General features: G+C 69.7%; 17 protein-coding genes and 1 pseudogene. 7 read left to right on the plus strand and 11 right to left on the minus strand.

Annotated elements, in window-relative coordinates:
* Nucleotides 1-218: 218 nt before the first annotated feature.
* Together gmd and OHB49_RS35400 are read right to left on the minus strand one after the other, a co-directional pair.
* Nucleotides 219-1,232 carry a GDP-mannose 4,6-dehydratase gene (gmd, locus tag OHB49_RS35395; protein WP_329164964.1) on the minus strand — a complete coding sequence of 338 codons (1,014 nt, stop codon included), beginning with the start codon at nt 1,230-1,232 and terminating at the stop codon, nt 219-221.
* A gap of 255 nt (nt 1,233-1,487) precedes the next feature.
* Nucleotides 1,488-1,661, minus strand: a pseudogene (locus tag OHB49_RS35400) (sugar transferase); the annotation flags it as partial.
* 425 nt (nt 1,662-2,086) lie between these two features.
* Between OHB49_RS35400 and OHB49_RS35405 the strand changes: the two are divergent.
* Both OHB49_RS35405 and OHB49_RS35410 read left to right on the plus strand, forming a co-directional pair.
* The gene (locus tag OHB49_RS35405) at nt 2,087-3,259 is read left to right on the plus strand and encodes an LCP family protein (RefSeq protein WP_329164965.1); all 1,173 of its coding nucleotides are present in this window, start codon (nt 2,087-2,089) and stop codon (nt 3,257-3,259) included.
* A 113-nt stretch (nt 3,260-3,372) separates the two neighbouring features.
* A complete protein-coding gene (locus tag OHB49_RS35410) occupies nt 3,373-4,881 on the plus strand; it encodes a glycoside hydrolase family 71 protein (protein WP_329164966.1) in 1,509 nt (502 codons plus the stop codon).
* A 90-nt stretch (nt 4,882-4,971) separates the two neighbouring features.
* Here OHB49_RS35410 and OHB49_RS35415 read toward each other — a convergent pair whose 3' ends face one another.
* From OHB49_RS35415 to OHB49_RS35435, 5 genes are all read right to left on the minus strand, one after another.
* The gene (locus tag OHB49_RS35415) at nt 4,972-5,130 is read right to left on the minus strand and encodes a hypothetical protein (RefSeq protein WP_037822362.1); all 159 of its coding nucleotides are present in this window, start codon (nt 5,128-5,130) and stop codon (nt 4,972-4,974) included.
* Nucleotides 5,131-5,196: 66 nt separating this feature from the next.
* Nucleotides 5,197-6,147, minus strand: coding sequence for a cytochrome c oxidase assembly protein (locus tag OHB49_RS35420; protein ID WP_329164967.1), 951 nt, complete (start codon nt 6,145-6,147; stop codon nt 5,197-5,199).
* A gap of 111 nt (nt 6,148-6,258) precedes the next feature.
* A complete protein-coding gene (locus OHB49_RS35425; protein ID WP_030921961.1) occupies nt 6,259-7,284 on the minus strand; it encodes a 6-phosphofructokinase in 1,026 nt (341 codons plus the stop codon).
* Between the two features lie 140 nt (nt 7,285-7,424).
* On the minus strand, nt 7,425-8,153 hold the full coding sequence (locus tag OHB49_RS35430; RefSeq protein WP_030976485.1) for a type 1 glutamine amidotransferase: 729 nt from the start codon (nt 8,151-8,153) through the stop codon (nt 7,425-7,427).
* A 34-nt stretch (nt 8,154-8,187) separates the two neighbouring features.
* Complete coding sequence (locus tag OHB49_RS35435; RefSeq protein ID WP_030976487.1) at nt 8,188-9,426, minus strand: Mur ligase family protein; 1,239 nt, start codon at nt 9,424-9,426, stop codon at nt 8,188-8,190.
* 114 nt (nt 9,427-9,540) lie between these two features.
* On the opposite strand from OHB49_RS35435, the gene def reads away from it, so the two are divergent.
* Nucleotides 9,541-10,086: a peptide deformylase gene (gene def, locus OHB49_RS35440; protein WP_329164968.1), complete on the plus strand. Its 546-nt coding sequence runs from the start codon at nt 9,541-9,543 to the stop codon at nt 10,084-10,086.
* 39 nt (nt 10,087-10,125) lie between these two features.
* On the opposite strand, the gene OHB49_RS35445 is transcribed toward def, so the two are convergent.
* Complete coding sequence (locus tag OHB49_RS35445; RefSeq protein ID WP_030976491.1) at nt 10,126-10,776, minus strand: TetR family transcriptional regulator; 651 nt, start codon at nt 10,774-10,776, stop codon at nt 10,126-10,128.
* A 185-nt stretch (nt 10,777-10,961) separates the two neighbouring features.
* Here OHB49_RS35445 and OHB49_RS35450 point away from each other — a divergent pair, with 185 nt between their 5' ends.
* Nucleotides 10,962-12,188, plus strand: coding sequence for an acyl-CoA dehydrogenase family protein (locus tag OHB49_RS35450; RefSeq protein ID WP_030976493.1), 1,227 nt, complete (start codon nt 10,962-10,964; stop codon nt 12,186-12,188).
* A 149-nt stretch (nt 12,189-12,337) separates the two neighbouring features.
* Here the strand turns inward: OHB49_RS35450 and OHB49_RS35455 are convergent, their stop codons facing one another.
* The 3 genes from OHB49_RS35455 to OHB49_RS35465 form a co-directional block, all read right to left on the minus strand.
* Nucleotides 12,338-12,826 carry a glutathione peroxidase gene (locus OHB49_RS35455; RefSeq protein WP_326743908.1) on the minus strand — a complete coding sequence of 163 codons (489 nt, stop codon included), beginning with the start codon at nt 12,824-12,826 and terminating at the stop codon, nt 12,338-12,340.
* A 66-nt stretch (nt 12,827-12,892) separates the two neighbouring features.
* A complete protein-coding gene (locus OHB49_RS35460; protein ID WP_052189942.1) occupies nt 12,893-13,474 on the minus strand; it encodes a GNAT family N-acetyltransferase in 582 nt (193 codons plus the stop codon).
* Nucleotides 13,475-13,488: 14 nt separating this feature from the next.
* Nucleotides 13,489-14,070, minus strand: coding sequence for a helix-turn-helix domain-containing protein (locus tag OHB49_RS35465; protein ID WP_329164970.1), 582 nt, complete (start codon nt 14,068-14,070; stop codon nt 13,489-13,491).
* A 146-nt stretch (nt 14,071-14,216) separates the two neighbouring features.
* Here OHB49_RS35465 and OHB49_RS35470 point away from each other — a divergent pair, with 146 nt between their 5' ends.
* The 3 genes from OHB49_RS35470 to OHB49_RS35480 all read left to right on the plus strand — a co-directional run bounded on the left by OHB49_RS35470 (nt 14,217) and on the right by OHB49_RS35480 (nt 17,261).
* Entirely contained in the window at nt 14,217-14,663 is a 447-nt protein-coding gene (locus OHB49_RS35470; protein ID WP_030976501.1) for a DUF7144 family membrane protein, read from the plus strand.
* A gap of 95 nt (nt 14,664-14,758) precedes the next feature.
* Nucleotides 14,759-16,294 (plus strand): MFS transporter, encoded by a 1,536-nt coding sequence (locus OHB49_RS35475; protein ID WP_329164971.1) that lies wholly within the window; start codon nt 14,759-14,761, stop codon nt 16,292-16,294.
* Nucleotides 16,272-17,261 carry a glutathione S-transferase family protein gene (locus tag OHB49_RS35480; protein WP_329164972.1) on the plus strand — a complete coding sequence of 330 codons (990 nt, stop codon included), beginning with the start codon at nt 16,272-16,274 and terminating at the stop codon, nt 17,259-17,261. The genes OHB49_RS35475 and OHB49_RS35480 overlap by 23 nt, the downstream gene beginning before the upstream one ends.
* Nucleotides 17,262-17,290: the final 29 nt, after the last annotated feature.

A 17,290-nucleotide genomic window follows, 5' to 3' on the forward strand; every position in this document is an offset into this window, starting at 1 on the left:
CCCGGTGGCGGGCCCTCTGCCTCGACGAGCCCGCCGGGGTCCCCAGGACCCGAACGGGCTGCATGAACGTGTTTGCTCGCGAACCATACGAGTACATGACACGCGATGGAGTGCACTTGACTCATCTAGTAGGAAATTCCGGTGTGTTCACGATGATCCCGTGCGTCCCGGACGTCCGCTTCCGGTACACGCGGTCGCCCTTCTGCGCGCACCCGGCGTCAACGGTCGATGCGCACAGCGGCGCCCGCGAGCTGGTCCTCCACCTGCCGCACGTCGGCGTCGACCATGATCCGCGCGAGCTCCTCGACCAGGACGCAGGGCCGCCAGCCCAGCGTCTCGCGCGCCTTGGACGCGTCACCGATCAGTGCGTCGACCTCGCTGGGACGCTCGTACTTGGGGTCGTAGCGCACGTACTCGTTCCAGTCGAGGTCGGCGTGGGTGAACGCGGTCTCCATGAACTGCCGCACGGTGGCCGGGACTCCGGTGGCAACCACGTAGTCCGTCGGCTCGTCGTGCTGAAGCATCCGCCACATCGCCTCGACGTACTCGGGCGCGTACCCCCAGTCGCGGACCGCGTCCAGGTTGCCGAGGTAGAGACGGTCCTGGAGACCGGCCTTGATCCGTGCGACGGCGCGGGTGATCTTGCGGGTCACGAAGGTCTCGCCACGGCGCGGGGACTCGTGGTTGAACAGGATGCCGTTGACCGCGAACATCCCATAGGCCTCACGGTAGTTGACGGTGGTCCAGTACGCGAAGACCTTCGCGGCACCGTACGGGCTGCGCGGATGGAAGGGGGTGTCCTCGTTCTGCGGGGGCGGCGTGGAGCCGAACATCTCAGAGGATGACGCCTGGTAGATACGGGTCTCCACCCCGCTCGCCCGGATAGCCTCCAGCAGGCGCAGCGTGCTCAGGCCGGTCACGTCGCCGGTGTAGAGCGGCGCGTCGAAGGAGACTCGCACATGGGACTGGGCGCCCAGGTTGTACACCTCGTCCGGCTGTATGTCGCGCAGCAGGTTCACCAGCGCCACCCCGTCGGAGAGGTCGGCGTGATGCAGCACGAGGCGTCGCTCGGCCTCCTGGGGGCCCTGGTAGATGTGGTCGATCCGCTCGGTGTTGAAGCTGGACGACCGCCGCACCAGGCCGTGCACCCGGTACCCCTTCGACAGCAGCAGTTCCGCCAGGTACGAGCCGTCCTGCCCGGTGACGCCGGTGATCAACGCGCTCTTGGTCATGCGGGGTTCCCCTCCCTGCCGGACCCGTCCCGGGGACGGATCCGGTCCGTACGCCCGCCGTGCGCGGGACGCATGTCGTGAACATCTGTAAATTTGGGCAGAGTTGGCGACAACACCCAGCCGGTGAAGTTTCCGGAGGAGAACCCGGCCTGGAGCCGCCGCACGTCCTGTCCGCCCTGATCCGCCGGACCCGGCTGGTTCACGGCCCCCGTGCGCGGCGTGCACCGGGGCACTGTCCGGCCACCTGCGGGGCTCTCAGTACGCCCCGCGGCCGTCGACGACGGCGCGGAACGTGTGGGACATGACGTCCACGCCACTGGTGAACGACCGGTTGTCGACGTAGCTGAGATCGAGCTGGACGGTCTCGTCCCAGGACCGGTCGGAGCGTCCGTCGAGCTGCCGCAGCACGGTCATGCCAGGTCGTTCGCCCGGCTGCCGCCACTCGACGGGCGTGTGGTGCGCCACCCCGTCATCCCGGCGGGACTTGCGGCTCATCCACAGCGAGGACGCGCGCGGCCGCGAGCACGCCTTAGGTGATCTTTCGGATTCAGCGGCCTGAACATCCCACATGTACCCCCCCAGGCACGTTCTGCGGCACGAGCTGCCGGATGTCGCGAACACATATACGGCGAACATGCGGCGCGATGGTGAACAGTACGGCAAACTTGTGCACACATGGGGGCGTTTACGTGAACGTCACCGAGGAGTGCCGAGCCGCGCGAAGTCCCGTACGGCGCCATCTGGTTGATCGTGCGTGGTGACGGTCGCGCGGAAAGTGATACGCAAGTCGAACGTGCTGGCTACAGTGTGCGCCTGGCGCGGAAGGGGCCGCGCCGCGTCCATGGGGGGAGTGCATGGTGGGGGACAGGAACACGACCGAGGCCGAAGCGACGGACCTGGACGAAGCGGCGGAACGGGAAGGGGCGGGCGGAGCCGGTCCGGTGGCATCCGACCCGGTGGCCGACGTCCACGATCCGTCAACCGTTCCTTCGCAAAAGGGATTTGATGCCGCCGGAATATCGCAGGCGGAGCCAAGGCGCGGCGGCAGAAGCCGCACGCGTCGGGTGCTCCTCGGAGCGCTCGCACTGCTCGCTGTGGGACTGCTCATGGTGGGCGGGTGCGCCTGGTGGGCCGTCAACCACTACACCGGGAAGGTCGACCGCATCTCCGGTGTCTTCCCGACGAAGGTCCCCGCAGCCGCGCAGCCGGCGCCCTCCGAGGGCGGGCAGACCTTCCTCCTCGTCGGCGTCGACAGCCGCTCCGTCCTGCCGACCACGGGTCGTGACGCCAAGGCCCCCGAGTGGAAGTACGGTGCCCAGCGCAGTGACACGATGATGCTGGTCCACCTCCCGGCCGACCACTCCGGCGCGTACGTCGTCTCGCTGCCCCGTGACGCGTGGGTGGACATCCCCGGACACGGCAAGGCCAAGCTCAACGCCGCCTTCTCCTGGGGCGGACCACCGCTGCTCATCGACACCGTGCAGCGGCTGACCAAGGTGCGCGTCGACCATCTCGCCGTCATCGACTGGGACGGTTTCAAGAAGCTCACCGACTCCGTGGGCGGAGTGGACCTCGTCGTGGACGGCGCCGATCGCCACATGAACGGAACGCAGGCCCTGGTCTACGTGCGCGAGCGTTATCACCTCGCCCGCGGCGACTTCGACCGTACGCACCGTCAGCAGTACTTCCTGCGGACGCTGTTGGCGAAGGTCATGCGTCCTTCGACCTTCTCCAACCCCGTCAAGGCCACCGAGGTGCTGGACGACCTCACCGCTGCCGTGAGCGTCGACGATCGGCTCGGCGACGGCGACCTGCGTGCCCTGCTGTGGGACAACAAGGAGGTCCGACCCGGGGACATCGTCTTCATGAACGCTCCCGCCAAGGGAACCGGCATGATCTCCGGTCAGTCCGTGGTCCTCCTGGATTCCGTCGCTGGCCCTCAGCTGTGGCGGGCCATGCGCGAGGACGCCCTCGACGGCTACCTGGAGTCGCACGACACCGACCGGCTCGGTGCCACGACTCCCTGACGGGACAGCGGTGGCCGCCGGAAATGCCCACCCGGTGACGTTTCGCCGGACAATGGGCCGTACGTGCACTAGAGTCCCGACCGGCGGCCCACCGGAGTCCGCGGAGGACACCCATGACGGATCATCCCGCTCGTCGCACGTACCAGCACCGAAGGCCGTCAGGCCGGCAGCGACGCGCCGTACTCGGTGCCCTGTTCGGCCTGCTGCTGATCGGACTGATCGCCGGCACCGGGCTGGCCCGTGACCGGGAAGACGCGACCCGAGCCGAGCGAACGGGCGCCGAGGCGCTTCCTTTCGACATGCCGACCGCCGATGTGCTCCGCGACGGTCCGCATCTGGTCTTCGCGCACTACTTTCCGCCATATCCGCTCTCCCTCGACAACCAGCCCGCCGAGCACGACTACTACGCTCGCAACTACCTCACCCCGCAGGGTGAGCAGGGCAGGCACGGGACCTACGGTGGACTGCTGCGTGACCGGCCGCTGCCCGTGCAGCCGTCCAGCGGCGACTGGCGACTCGCCAACCTGGAGCGGGAGGTGCGCACTGCCCGGGACGCCGGCCTCGACGGATTCACCGTTGACATTCTCTCCTTGACCGGCACCAACCGGCAGCGCGTCGACATGCTGCTGCGTGCGGCGCACCGCGTCGATCCGGGCTTCCGGATCGTGCTGATGCCGGACATGACCTCCCTGCACACCGACCCGCGCACCCTCGCCGACCAGTTGGCACGGTTTGCCGCGTCCCCGTCCGCATACCGGCTGGCCGACGGACGCCTCGTGGTCTCCCCGTTCAAGGCGGAAGCCCAGGACCCCGCCTGGTGGGGTCAAGTCATCGCGCGCCTGCGCGACCACGGCATCGGCACCGCGCTCGTCCCGGTCTTCCTGGACTTCCGCGCCAACGCCGAGAGGTTCGCGCCGATCAGCCACGCCTTCTCGTCCTGGGGCAACCGCAGCTACACCCGCCAGGACAACGTTCCCGGCGACATTCAGCTCGCCCACTCCCTGGGAAAGAAGTGGATGCAGGCCGTGTCCGTGCAGGACGCCCGACCGAACCAGGGCATCTACGACGAGGCGGGCAACACCGCCACCCTGCGGTCGACCTGGAACCACGCCATCTCCGACGGTGCGGACTGGGTGCAGCTCACCACCTGGAACGACTACTCGGAAGGCAGCCAGTTCGCCCCCTCACTGCACAACGGCCACACGTATCTGGACATCTCGTCCTACTACCTCACCCGCTTCAAGACCGGAGTTTGGCCGCAGATCGTCCGCGACACCGTCTACGTCACCTCCCGCATCCAGTTCACGGATGCCGGCAGTGCCTCGCTCCAGCCTCGACTGATGCGCCCCCGTCCGGGCACCGCGTCCCCGCGCGACCAGGTGGAGGTGCTCACCTTCCTGACCGCGCCCGCCACGGTCTCCGCACGCGTGGGCACCGTGCCCCACACCTACCGTGCTCCCGTCGGCGTGTACGCCCACGACCTGCCGCTGAGCCCCGGTCGCACCGAGGCCGTGGTGCGCCGCGCGGGGGGTACCGCCGCCGCCGTAACGACCCGCTTTCCGGCACGGCGTACGGTCACCGTGCAGGACCTTCAGTACTACGCGGTCTCCAGTGGCCGATGAACTCCTCGAAAGATGGGGTGCTGCCTCTCGGCCGGACGGGTCGTCCCGGCCCTGCCGGCCCCGCCCGGCGCACCGGAAATGGGATTCCGCTCAGGTGTCGCGCGTGGCGGCCATCCCCAGGGTGATCAGACCGAGCACCACCCAGCCGAACCAGAGCCAGCCGTTGCTCCCCAGCGCCACTGTGTAGGCGGTGACCGCCACCAGGGCCCCGACGGTGAGCATCCCCATCGTCTTCGTGGATCCGGACATGCGCGCACCCTCCTTGTCGGCCGCGCGGCCGTGGACCCCATCGTCACCCGGAAGGTGCGTCCACCGCTACTGTCCGCGCGCCTGCAACGAGGCGAGGTATGCGTTGTACGCCTTCAGTTCCTGGTCGCCGTCCCGGTCGGCGGCGCGGTCCGCGCGCCTCGCCGTCCGCTGCTCGGACCGGTACCACTGGAAGACCAGCGCGATCAGCACCAGCACCGAAGGGATCTCACTGAACGCCCAGGCGATGCCGCCCGCCCAGTTCTGGTCGCTCAGCGCGTCGATGCCGAGCGAGGCCGGCGGATGCTTGTACGTCTCCACCATCGGCGAGGTCGCCATCATCAGCGCGATACCGAAGAACGCGTGGAACGGCATTCCCGCGAACAGCTCCAGCATCCGCATCACGTAGCCGGGCCGGTGCGGCCCCGGGTCGACGCCCATGATCGGCCAGAAGAAGACCAGGCCGACCGCGAGGAAGTGCACCATCATCGCGAGGTGCCCGGTCTTCGAACCCATCAGGAAGTCGAACAGCGGGGTGAAGTAGAGCGCGTACAGGCTGGCGATGAAGAGCGGGATGGTGAACGCCGGATGCGTGATGATCTTCATGTACCGGCTGTGGAGCAGCATGAGCAGCAGCTCGCGCGGGCCCTTCCGGCCCCGGCCCGCGACGGGCAGGGCGCGCAGCGCCAGTGTCACCGGGGCGCCCAGCAGCAGCAGGATCGGCGACAGCATGCTGATCACCATGTGCTGCACCATGTGCACGCTGAACATGACCATGCCGTAGTCGTTGAGCCTGGTGCACATGACCAGGGCGATGGTCAGCACCCCGATGACGAAGAAGACCGTCCGGCCGACCGGCCAGCTGTCGCCACGTCTGCGCAGCCGCAGCACGCCGTACCCGTACAGGCCGAGCGCCAGGACGCAGCCGATCAGGAAGAACGGGTCCGCGGAGAATAGGAGCCCACGTCCCAGCGTGAACGGCGGCAGATCCATGTTCATGCCGTGCCCGCTGTGATCCATCTGTTCACTCCCGCTGGGGACGTCCCCGTTTCGTGCCGGTTGTCCCGACCAGAGTAGAACTGCCCCCGGCCGCAGCTGCGGCCGGGGGCAGTCGTCAGGATCCGGCGTTGCTCAGAGCACGCACTCGGCCTCGGCGTACCGCTCGGCCGGGACCGTCTTCAGCGTCTCCACTGCCTGGGCCAGCGGCACCATCGTGATGTCCGTGCCGCGCAGCGCCGTCATCATGCCGAACTCGCCGCGATGCGCCGCCTCGACCGCGTGCCAGCCGAAGCGGGTCGCCAGGACCCTGTCGTACGCGGTCGGGGTGCCACCGCGCTGCACATGGCCGAGTATCACCGGGCGGGCCTCCTTGCCGAGGCGCTGCTCCAGCTCGATGGAGAGCTGGGTGGCCACCCCGGCGAACCGCTCGTGGCCGTAGATGTCCTTGGTGCCCTGCTCGAACTCCATGGACCCGGCGCGTGGCTTGGCGCCCTCGGCGACCACGACGATCGCGAACTTCTTGCCCGCCGAGAAACGCTTGCCGACCAGTTCGGTCAGCTCGTCCATGTCGAAGGGGCGCTCCGGCACGACGATGGCGTGCGCGCCGGCCGCCATGCCCGAGTGCAGGGCGATCCAGCCGGTGTGGCGGCCCATGACCTCCACGATCAGCACCCGCTGGTGCGATTCGGCGGTGGTCTTCAGCCGGTCGAGAGCCTCGGTGGCGACACCGACCGCGGTGTCGAAGCCGAACGTCACATCGGTCGACGCGATGTCGTTGTCGATGGTCTTCGGTACGCCGACGATCGGCAGCCCCGCCTCGGAGAGCAGGTTGGCCGCCTTCAGCGTGCCCTCACCGCCGATCGGGATGATCGCGTCGAGACCGAGATCGGCGACATGGCCCTTGGCCTGTTCGACGCCGCCCCGCAGATGTGCGGGCTGGACCCGGGAGGAGCCGAGGATCGTGCCGCCGCGGGCGAGAATGCCACCGACCGCGTCGAGGTCGAGCTTGCGGTAGTCGCACTCGAGGAGGCCCTTCCACCCGTCGTGGAAGCCGATGACCTCGTCGCCGTGGTCGACCACCGCGCGGTGCACGACGGAACGGATGACGGCATTGAGGCCGGGGCAGTCGCCGCCGGAGGTGAGCACACCGATTCGCATTGCCCGGGAAACCTTTGCAAAGTGGGCCGACGACCGGACCACGTCGTCCGGTTGGATCCCCGCCACCCTACCGGCGCAGGGTGGCGGGACCGAACCAGGCGTCCGCCTGATGGACTCCGCTCAGCTGAGCGAATGATGCGTCATGCGGGCTGGGTCGCCGAGGCGATGCGCTCGGCGCGCAGCGCCTCGTACCAACGGTCGTCCGTCGGCGGCAGTGCGTTGACGTCGAGGGCCAGCTTCAGCAGCAGGTCCGCGATCATCGGGTTACGGGCCATCACGGGCCCGTGCATGTACGTACCGAAGACCGTGTCGTTGTACGCGCCCTCGGTGCCGTCACCCGTGCCGTTGCCCCCGCCGAACTGCACCCGGGCGAACGGCCGAGCCGTCGGACCCAGATGGGTGATGCCCTGGTGGTTCTCGAAACCGGTCAGCGGCGGCAGGCCCAGCTGCGGGTCGATGTCGGCCAGTACGTCACCGACGCACCGGGCTCCCTCGCCGCGGGTGGAGACCACGTCGAGCAGCCCCAGACCGGGCTCGCGCTCACCGAGGTCGTTGATGAACTCATGGCCGAGGATCTGGTAGCCGGCGCAGACCGAGAAGATGATCGCGCCGTTGGACGCGGCCCGGTTGAGACCGCCGTCGCGGCGCAGCCGTTCCGCGGCGAGCCGCTGCGGCCGGTCCTCACCGCCGCCGATCAGATAGATGTCGCCGGACGTCGGGATCGGCTGGTCGCTGCGCACGTCGACGCGCTGCACGTCGAGACGGCGCTGCCGGGCCCGGCGCTCCACGACCAGCGCGTTGCCCTGGTCGCCGTAGGTGCTCAGCAGGTCGGGGTAGACCCAGACCAGACGCAGACCGTTGTTGCTCATGCTTCGTCCTCTCCGGAGGTGGCCGGGGCCGGGGTCAGTTGCCGACACGGCGGCGCAGGTCCTGGAAGGCGGTGTAGTTGGCGATGACCTCGATGCGGCCGGGCGGGGCCTGCTGCACGGCCTCGTCGAGGCTCTCGCAGACCCGGAAGTCGAGACCGGCCACTTCGAGGCGGACCGCGAGGTCCAGCTTCCGGTCACCGAGCACGAAGATCGGGTGGCCGGCGAGCTGGGTGTAGTCGACGTCCCACAGCCACGAGGTGTCCGTGCCGTCCGCGCCCCGGGCGTTGACGGAGAGGATCACCGGCGTGGGCGGCGGGTCGATCAGCGAGAACGTTTCGAGCCAGCCCGCCGGGTTCTTCGCCAGCAGGAGCCGCAGCTCACGGCCGAGGAAGGTGACCACGTCGTAGCGGCCCGCGACGGCCTGCACCTGATACATGCGCTCCAGCGCGACCTGCGGAGGCACGCCGAAGACGGCGGCGACGGCGGCCGAGCTGGTGGCGTTCGCCTTGTTCGCGCGGCCGGGCAGCTGCAGGTGGATCGGCCACGCCGAACCGTGCGGGTCCAGGACGTAGTCGCCGTGCAGCACCCAGCTCGGCGCGGGGCGGCGGAAGCCGCACTCGCCGCAGAACCAGTCGTCGCCGGGGCGCTGCATCACACCGCCGCAGGACGGGCAGGACCAGGCGTCGTCCTTCCACGCCTGACCGGCCGCGACCCACACCACGTTGGGGGAGGAGGACGCCGCCCAGACGATCAGCGGGTCGTCGGCGTTGGCGACGATCACGGCCTTCGAGCCGGACAGCCCCTCACGCCACTTCTCGGCCAGCATCCGGGTCTCCGCGGCGCGGTCCAGCTGGTCACGCGAGAGGTTGAGCAGCGCGATCACCTTGGGCGTCGTGTCCCGCGCGACACCGGCGAGGTACTTCTCGTCGACCTCGATCACGCCGTACTTCGCGTCCGAGCCACCGGCCAGGGCGGAGGTGATGCCCGCGGGCATGTTGGCGCCGAGCGCGTTCGACACAACCGGGCCCGCGGCCCGCAGCGCCTCGGCGATCAGCCGGGTCGTCGTCGTCTTGCCGTTCGTCGCCGACACGAGGATCACGTCCAGGTGCTGCGCCAGTCGCCCCAGCAGGTCGGGGTCGAGCTTGAGCGCCACCCGGCCGCCGATCACCGATCCGCTGCCGCGCCCCGCAGCGCGCGACACCGCCGCAGCGGCCTTGCCCGCCGTCACCGCCAGCTTGGCCCGCGGCGACAACGGCTCCGTGTTGCCTGCCATCGTCCTAGATCCTCCTTGCATCGGTCCGCGCCCAGCCTATCGATGTCCGGCGCGGCGACCGCACCACGGCACCACCAGGAACGTGGAGGTCACGTGGAACGTACTCTTACGGCCATGCGAAACCGCCCGATCCCCGGCAGTTCCGGACTCGTCCGTGCCCTGACCCTGCTCGGCGGCCCGGTGCTCCACGGTGCCTGCGAGGAGGTCACCGACTTCGGGCCCTCGCTCGCCCGGCTGGTCGAGGACATGTTCGCCACGATGTACGCGGCGCAGGGGGTCGGGCTGGCCGCCAACCAGATCGGCGTCCCGCTGCGGGTGTTCGTCTACGACTGTCCGGACGACGAAGACGTCCGTCACCTCGGGCATCTCGTCAACCCGAAACTCGTCGAGGTGGACGGCATCACCGTACGCGGACCGGAGGGCTGCCTCTCGCTGCCCGGCCTGGAGGCCGCCACCCCGCGGTTCGACCATGCGGTGGTCGAGGGCGTGAACGTCGAGGGGGAGCCGGTAAGGGTCGACGGCACCGGCTGGTTCGCGCGCTGTCTGCAGCACGAGTGCGACCACCTCGAAGGCTCCGTCTACACGGACCGGCTGACCGGGCTGCGCCGGGCGAGAGCGCTGCGCGCGGCCCGCCGGGCGCCGTGGGGGCGTACCGACTGACCGCGACCGCGCACCCGACAGCATCTGGGCCGGCGGGCGTCAGAAACCGGGACCGCCCGGCCGGTCGCCCACGGCGGCCAGCCTGCCCCACAGCAGATCGGCCAGGCTGCGCACCAACTGGGCCCGTGAGCAAGGGCGTTCGCTCAGCCACCAGTCGCCCGCGGCGTGCATCATGCCGACGATGCCGTGGCCCCAGATGCGGGCCATCTCCTGACTGTCCGGCCCCAGGTCCACCCGCTCGGCGATCACCAGGGCAAGCTCCTCGCCCAGCCGGCGCAGCAGCGGGGCGGAGTGCCGCCCGACGTCGAAGCCCTGCTCGGGGGAGGGCGCCGCGTCGTCGGACGGGTGCATCAGGAAGCGGTAGACCTGCGGGCGGGCCTCGATCGCCGCGAGATACGTGTCGAGCGTCGCCTCGACCCGCTGGCGGCGTTCGGCGGGGGCGTCGAGCGCCGCCCGCAGTGCGCTCAGCAGGGCATCGGTGTGGCGCTTGGCAAGCGCACGGTAGAGGCCGCCCTTGTCGCCGAAGTGCCGGTACAGGATGGGCTTGGTGATGCCGGCCTCGGCCGCGATGGCGTTCATCGACGCCTTGGGCCCGTCCCTGAGCACCACGCGGTCGGCGGCCTCCAGCAGCTCCCTGCGGCGCTGTTCGGCCGCGGTCCGCTGTCGCTCGGCCTGTCGTGTGGTCTCCATGTCGCCTCTCCCCACCCCTGGCCGTGCATATGGCCATGCGAGTCCGTTACGCACGCGCAACGTAACACTCTGCCCAGCGGTGGTGCCGAACGAAGCCTGACCGGTTGACACAGGCTACTAGTCGGTAACAGACTGCCGTTACCGCAAGTAACGACTTGTTTTTACGGTAGTGCATGGAGGGGAACATGGCCGAGTTCACGCTCGAGCTCAACGACGACCAGAAGCAGGTCCGTGACTGGCTTCACGGTTTTGCCGCGGATGTGATCCGCCCGGCCGCTGCGGAGTGGGACGAGCGTGAGGAGACGCCCTGGCCCGTCATCCAGGAGGCGGCCAAGGTCGGCATCTACTCCCTCGACTTCTACGCCCAGCAGTTCTTCGACCCGACGGGGCTCGGCATCCCGATGGCGATGGAGGAGCTGTTCTGGGGCGACGCGGGCATCGCCCTGTCGATCGTCGGTACGGGCCTGGCGGCCGTCGGTGTCCTCGCCAACGGCACCGAGGAGCAGATAGGCACCTGGATCCCGCAGATGTACGGCGACGCGAACGATGTGAAGGTCGCCGCCTTCTGTTCGTCCGAGCCGGACGCGGGCTCGGACGTCGCCTCCATGCGGACCCGCGCGGTGTACGACCAGGCCAAGGACGAGTGGGTGCTGAACGGCACCAAGACCTGGGCGACCAACGGCGGCATCGCCAATGTCCATGTCGTTGTCGCCGTGGTCGACGCGGAGCTCGGCTCCAAGGGCCACGCCTCCTTCATCGTGCCGCCGAACACCCCTGGCCTCTCGCAGGGCCAGAAGTTCAAGAAGCACGGCATCCGGGCCTCGCACACGGCGGAGGTCGTCCTGGAGGACGTCCGGGTCCCCGGGCACTGCCTGCTCGGCGGCAAGGAGAAGCTGGACCAGCGCATGGCGCGGGCCCGTGAGCGCGCGCAGTCCGGCGGCGAGCGTGTGAAGAACGCGGCGATGGCCACGTTCGAGGCGTCCCGCCCGGCGGTCGGCGCGATGGCGGTCGGCACCGCCCGGGCGGCGTACGAGGTCGCGCTCGACTACGCCAAGACCCGTACCCAGTTCGGCCGGCCGATCATCGACAACCAGGGCATCGCGTTCCAGCTCGCGGACATGCGTACGCAGATCGACGCGGCCCGCCTGCTGGTCTGGCGTGCCTCCTGGATGGCCACCACGGGCAAGCCGTTCGAGTCCGCCGAGGGCTCGATGTCCAAGCTGTACGCGAGTGAGACGGCGAAGAAGGTCACCGCGCAGGCGATCCAGATCCTCGGTGGCAACGGCTTCACCCGCGAGTACCCGGTGGAGCGGATGCACCGGGACGCGGCGATCTACACCATCTTCGAGGGCACGAGCGAGATCCAGCGCCTGGTGATCGCGCGCACGCTGTCGGGCATGCCGATTCGCTAGCGCGGTGCTGCGTGGGTGGGGAGCCGGGGTGGTTGCGGTGCCCCCGCCCCGCTCCGTCCTCGATCGCCGGAGGGCCCGATTGCCGCGCCGCCGGCTTGAGATCGTGCCGGGCGGGCCGATGTTCGGCCCGCCCGGCACGATGCTGACCGTCAGGCGGGGAGCAGCGCCTCGATCGCCGTCACGAGCTCCGGGGCCTCCGGCTCCGTGCGGGGGCGGATGCGGGCCACCGGCTCGCCGGCCGGGGAGATCAGGAACTTCTCGAAGTTCCACTGGACGTCGCCGGCTTCGCCGTCCGCGTCCGCGAGCTGCGTCAGTTCCGCGTACAGCGGGTGCCGTCCGTCACCGTTGACGTCGACCTTCGCCAGCAGCGGGAAGCTCACCCCGTACGTCGTCGAACAGAACGTCTGGATCTCCTCCGCGCTCCCCGGCTCCTGACCCGCGAACTGGTTGCACGGCACACCGAGCACGGTGAAGCCGCGGTCCCCGTACGTCTTCTGAAGCCGCTCCAGGCCTGCGTACTGCGGAGTGAGCCCGCACCGGGAGGCGACGTTCACCAGCAGGACCGCTTGGCCGCGGTACGCGCCGAGGGTGGTCGGCTCGCCGGTCAATGTGTGGAGGGGAATGTCGTGCAGCGTCATGAGGGTCTCCTTGTAAGTGTCTTATCCAGTGCAAGCGGCTTGCCGCTCATTGTTATGCCCACGGCCTCATCGGCACGAAGTCGACTGCCCGGCCGTCCGGATCGCCTTGTAGTAGAACGTGGTCGGCTTCAAGGTCCCGGCGGCGTCGCCGGCGTAGTCGGGAATGGATCCGCACTCCGTCCAGCCCGCCGTGCGGTAGAGCCGTTCGGCGGCGCTGCCGGTCTCGGTGTCCAGGACCAGCAGCGTCAGACCGGCCTCGGCCGCCGCGCCCTCGGCCGTGGCCAGCAGCGAGCGTCCGACCCCCCGGCCCCGCATCGACGGGCGCACCATCACCTTGGTGACTTCGGCGCGATGACGGGCGTTCGGCAACGGGGCCGGGTTCAGACCGATGGTTCCCGCCACCCGCTCGCCGTCCCGGGCGATCCAGACGCGCTGGTCGCCCGCGTCGACCGCGGCGGCACGCCCCCGCCACCAGTCGGCGGCCGCACCGCGGTCGAGCGGCGCCAGGAACCCCACCGAGGCACCGCCTTCCACGGTCTCCACCAGGAGAGCGGCCAGCTCGTCGGCGTACGTGATCAACTCTGGTCCGGAGACGGAGACGATCTCGATGCCAGGAGTGGATGCGACGAACTGAGTGGCTTCGGTCATGACGCGGGTCCTTTTCACGGCAGAACGATCATCAGGGCATAGCGGACCGGGCCCGGGCCCGGGCAGTGGAAGTGCGAAGGGCCGCGCAGCCGGAACCGCAGACAGTCGCCCTCGCGGACGGTGTGCACGGTGTTCTCCACGGTGATCTCCACCGTTCCCTCCAGTACCCAGATGTGCTGTTCCAAGCCGGGCACCGGCGACTGCTCGTAGGCGATGCCGGCGTCCGCGTCGAGCGTCCCCTCGATGATCTCGGCACGTAGGCCGGCGTGCGGCGGCGAGACCGAGCGGCGCACGAAGCCGGATGCCTCGTCCCGCCACACCGGCTGCCGCGCGGCGCGCACCAGCTGCGGGGGCTCCGCCTCCACCTCCGTCAGCAGCCGTGACATCGTCCGCTCGTAGACCGTGCACAACCGCCCGAGCTGGGCGGCGGTCGGGCTCAGCTCGCCGCGCTCCAGGCGCGACAGCGTCGAGCGGCTGACACCGCTGCGCCGGGACAGCTCGTCCAGGGACCAGCCGTGCTCGGTGCGGAGCTCACCCAGCCGGGCGGCCAGCCGGGCATCGACGGAAGTCGGTTCCACCCCTTCGGACCCTCTCACATCAGAGATGGTATCCGTGATGTGAGAGGACTCGTGGGTGGGATCGGCCGGAATGCCGACGGAGGGCCGTCGTGCCACGCTGAGACGGGGGATCGCGCCGGTCCGGCCTGCTCGGCCGGATGGCCCTGCCACCCGAGGAGACCGACATGGCCAGTGACGCCACCAAACCCGAAGTGGGCAGCCCCGGCCCCAGCCCATGGCATGCGCCCACGTCCGGCACCACCGTCCTCGCCGCAGCCCTGATGATCTTCGGTGGAGCGATGGCGATCCTCGAGGGGATCGCGGCCATCGCCAGGGACGACCTGTTCGTCGCGACGCGTCATTACGTCTTCCAGTTCAGCCTGGCGGGCTGGGGCTGGGTCCACCTCATTCTGGGCATCGTCATCGTCCTCGCCGGCTGCGCCGTACTCACCGGAGCCCTGTGGGCGCGTTACTTCGGTGTGGCGGTCGCCGGACTGGGCGCGATCGCCAACTTCCTCTGGGTGCCGTACTACCCCTTGTGGGCCATGACGCTGGTGGCCGTCAACATCTTCATCGTCTGGGCGCTGTGCACGGGCATGCACCGTGAAGCGGGCCAAGGCTCGGCGCCCTGACCCGGCCGTGCCCGGCGGGCGGCGAGCGTCACGCGTTACGGCACTCGGCCCTGTCCCGGGTGAGGAATGGCGACTCGCCGCCTAGTGTGCGAGTCATGCCGGAGAGCGCAACGTCCCAGGGAGGCGCGGCGGGGCGCGAGAGCGAGATGGCCCCGGCGCCCGACCCCCGCCGCTGGCAGGCACTTGCCGTGTGCCTGGTGGCGGGCTTCATGACGCTGTTGGACGTGTCCATCGTCAACGTCGCCCTGCCTTCGATCCGCAACGACCTGCGGAGCCCGGAATCCGATCTGCAGTGGGTCCTGTCCGGCTACTCCCTCGCCTTCGGGCTCCTCCTCATCCCCGCCGGGCGGCTGGGCGACGCCCGGGGGCGACGTGAGGTGTTCCTGGCGGGGCTGGCCGTGTTCACGCTGGCGTCGGTGGCCTGCGGAGCCGCCCCGTCCAGCTTCTGGCTGGTGGTTGCCCGGGTGGTTCAGGGCCTCGGCGGAGCCTTGATCTCGCCGCAGATCTCCGCGTTGATCCAGCAGATGTTCTCCGGCCAGGAGCGGGGCCGCGCCTTCGGCATGTTCAGCACGGTGGTCGCCATCTCGACCGCCGTCGGCCCCCTGCTGGGCGGGCTGCTGATCCAGGCGGCGGGAAGGGAGGGGGGCTGGCGCTGGGTGTTCTTCGTCAACCTGCCGCTCGGCCTTGTCTGCTTCCTGCTGGCCCGGCGCCTCCTCCCGGACACACCGGCAGCGGGCCGCGTACGGCCGAGGGACCTCGATCCCGTCGGCGTACTCCTCCTCGGTGCGGGCGTGCTGGCCCTGCTGCTGCCCTTCATCCAGGCACAGCAGTGGCCCGGCGACGGGAAGTGGCTGCTGGTGGCCGTGGCCGTGGTGCTGCTCGGCGTCTTCGCCTGCTGGGAGGCCCGGTGCGGCGGGCGTGGAACCGTGCCCGTCCTGGACATGTCGCTGTTCCGGATGCACTCCTACTGGCTGGGCTGTCTGCTGAGCCTGCTGTACTTCGCCGGATTCACCTCGATCTTCTTCATCAGCACTCTCTACCTTCAGGCCGGACTGCACTGCACCGCCCTCCAGGCCGGACTGGCCATCACGCCGTTCGCTCTGGGGGCGGCGGCCGCCGCCGGACCAGGTGGCCGGTTGGTAGGCCGCTACGGGCGACCGCTGGTCGCCGTGGGGCTGTCCATGGTGGTCGTCGGACTCGGCGCCACCGTGTTCGCCGTGCACTTGGTCCCGGGCAGCGGTGTCGCCTGGGCGATGGCGGCCCCGCTGCTCCTGGCGGGTGTGGGCAGCGGCCTCGTCATCGCCCCGAACCTGACCCTGACCCTGTCCCAGGTGCCGGTGGTCGGCGGCGGGAGCGCCGCGGGCACGCTCCAGACCGGCCAGCGCGTCGGCTCGGCGATCGGGATCGCCGCGGTCGGCTCGGTCTTCTTCGCGCGGCTTCCCTCCGCCGGCTGGAGGGCCGCGTTCGACAGCGGGCTCATCGTCTCCGCCGCCTTCGTGCTGGGCGCGCTCGTCCTGGCGATGACCGATGTGGGGATTTCCCGGCGGAACACGAGACGTACCCAGGGCCTGTCCGGCCCCGGCCCGTCCGACTGGAAGGGAGACCACGATGAGCCCCCCCACCGGCAGTGAGCCGGACGGCAACGCAGCGTACGGACACAAGCCGTTCAAGCGGTCCAGGAGCCACTTCGCCGACCGGATCACGGCCGACGGCCGCGACGGCTGGCCGGTCGAGGCGGGCCGCTACCGGCTAGTCGTCAGCCGTGCCTGCCCCTGGGCGAGCCGGTCACTCGTCTCCAGGCGGCTCCTCGGCCTGGAGGATGCCCTGTCGCTCGCCGTGGCCGACCCGATCCAGGACGACCGCAGCTGGCGCTTCACCCTGGACGAGGGCGGCCGCGACCCGGTGCTCGGTATCGCCTATCTCAGCGAGGCGTACGAGGCGCGCGAACCCGGCTACCTCGGCGGTGTCAGCGTGCCCGCGATCGTGGACGTACCCAGCGGGAAGCTCGTCACCAACGACTTCCAGCAGATCACCCTGGACTTCGCGACCGAGTGGACCGCGCTGCACCGGCCCGGAGCGCCCGATCTCTACCCCGAACGGCTGCGGGACGAGATCGACGAGGTCATGGACGGCATCTACCGCGACGTGAACAACGGCGTGTACCGCGCCGGATTCGCCAGCGGTCAGGAGGAGTACGAAGCCGCGTACCACGATGTGTTCCGCAGACTCGACCTGGTCTCCGAACGCCTCAAGGACCAGCGCTACCTGGTGGGGGACACGCTCACCGAGGCCGACATCCGGCTGTTCACCACACTCGTGCGCTTCGACGCCGTCTACCACGGCCACTTCAAGTGCAACCGCTCGAAACTCACCGAGATCCCGGTGCTCTGGGCCTACGCCAGGGACCTTTTCCAGACCCCCGGATTCGGCGACACCGTCGACTTCGACCACATCAAGCAGCACTACTACCGGGTGCACACGGGCATCAACCCCACCGGCATCGTGCCCCTGGGCCCCGACCTCTCCGGCTGGCGCACGCCGCACCACCGCGAGGAGCTCGGGGGCCGCCCGTTCGGCGACGGCTCCCCACCCGAGTAGGGGCTACAGACCGGTCGAGCGATGGTCTG

The organism is Streptomyces sp. NBC_01717, from assembly GCF_036248255.1.
Classification (GTDB): domain Bacteria; phylum Actinomycetota; class Actinomycetes; order Streptomycetales; family Streptomycetaceae; genus Streptomyces.

Excerpts from the sequence above, each read along its gene's own strand:
- gmd (WP_329164964.1), bottom strand. The coding sequence starts at position 1,232 with ATGACCAAGAGCGCGTTGATCACCGGCGTCACCGGGCAGGACGGCTCG.
- OHB49_RS35405 (WP_329164965.1), top strand. The coding sequence starts at position 2,087 with ATGGTGGGGGACAGGAACACGACCGAGGCCGAAGCGACGGACCTGGAC.
- OHB49_RS35410 (WP_329164966.1), top strand. The coding sequence starts at position 3,373 with ATGACGGATCATCCCGCTCGTCGCACGTACCAGCACCGAAGGCCGTCA.
- OHB49_RS35415 (WP_037822362.1), bottom strand. The coding sequence starts at position 5,130 with ATGTCCGGATCCACGAAGACGATGGGGATGCTCACCGTCGGGGCCCTG.
- OHB49_RS35420 (WP_329164967.1), bottom strand. The coding sequence starts at position 6,147 with ATGGATCACAGCGGGCACGGCATGAACATGGATCTGCCGCCGTTCACG.
- OHB49_RS35425 (WP_030921961.1), bottom strand. The coding sequence starts at position 7,284 with ATGCGAATCGGTGTGCTCACCTCCGGCGGCGACTGCCCCGGCCTCAAT.
- OHB49_RS35430 (WP_030976485.1), bottom strand. The coding sequence starts at position 8,153 with ATGAGCAACAACGGTCTGCGTCTGGTCTGGGTCTACCCCGACCTGCTG.
- OHB49_RS35435 (WP_030976487.1), bottom strand. The coding sequence starts at position 9,426 with ATGGCAGGCAACACGGAGCCGTTGTCGCCGCGGGCCAAGCTGGCGGTG.
- def (WP_329164968.1), top strand. The coding sequence starts at position 9,541 with ATGCGAAACCGCCCGATCCCCGGCAGTTCCGGACTCGTCCGTGCCCTG.
- OHB49_RS35445 (WP_030976491.1), bottom strand. The coding sequence starts at position 10,776 with ATGGAGACCACACGACAGGCCGAGCGACAGCGGACCGCGGCCGAACAG.
- OHB49_RS35450 (WP_030976493.1), top strand. The coding sequence starts at position 10,962 with ATGGCCGAGTTCACGCTCGAGCTCAACGACGACCAGAAGCAGGTCCGT.
- OHB49_RS35455 (WP_326743908.1), bottom strand. The coding sequence starts at position 12,826 with ATGACGCTGCACGACATTCCCCTCCACACATTGACCGGCGAGCCGACC.
- OHB49_RS35460 (WP_052189942.1), bottom strand. The coding sequence starts at position 13,474 with ATGACCGAAGCCACTCAGTTCGTCGCATCCACTCCTGGCATCGAGATC.
- OHB49_RS35470 (WP_030976501.1), top strand. The coding sequence starts at position 14,217 with ATGGCCAGTGACGCCACCAAACCCGAAGTGGGCAGCCCCGGCCCCAGC.
- OHB49_RS35475 (WP_329164971.1), top strand. The coding sequence starts at position 14,759 with ATGCCGGAGAGCGCAACGTCCCAGGGAGGCGCGGCGGGGCGCGAGAGC.
- OHB49_RS35480 (WP_329164972.1), top strand. The coding sequence starts at position 16,272 with ATGAGCCCCCCCACCGGCAGTGAGCCGGACGGCAACGCAGCGTACGGA.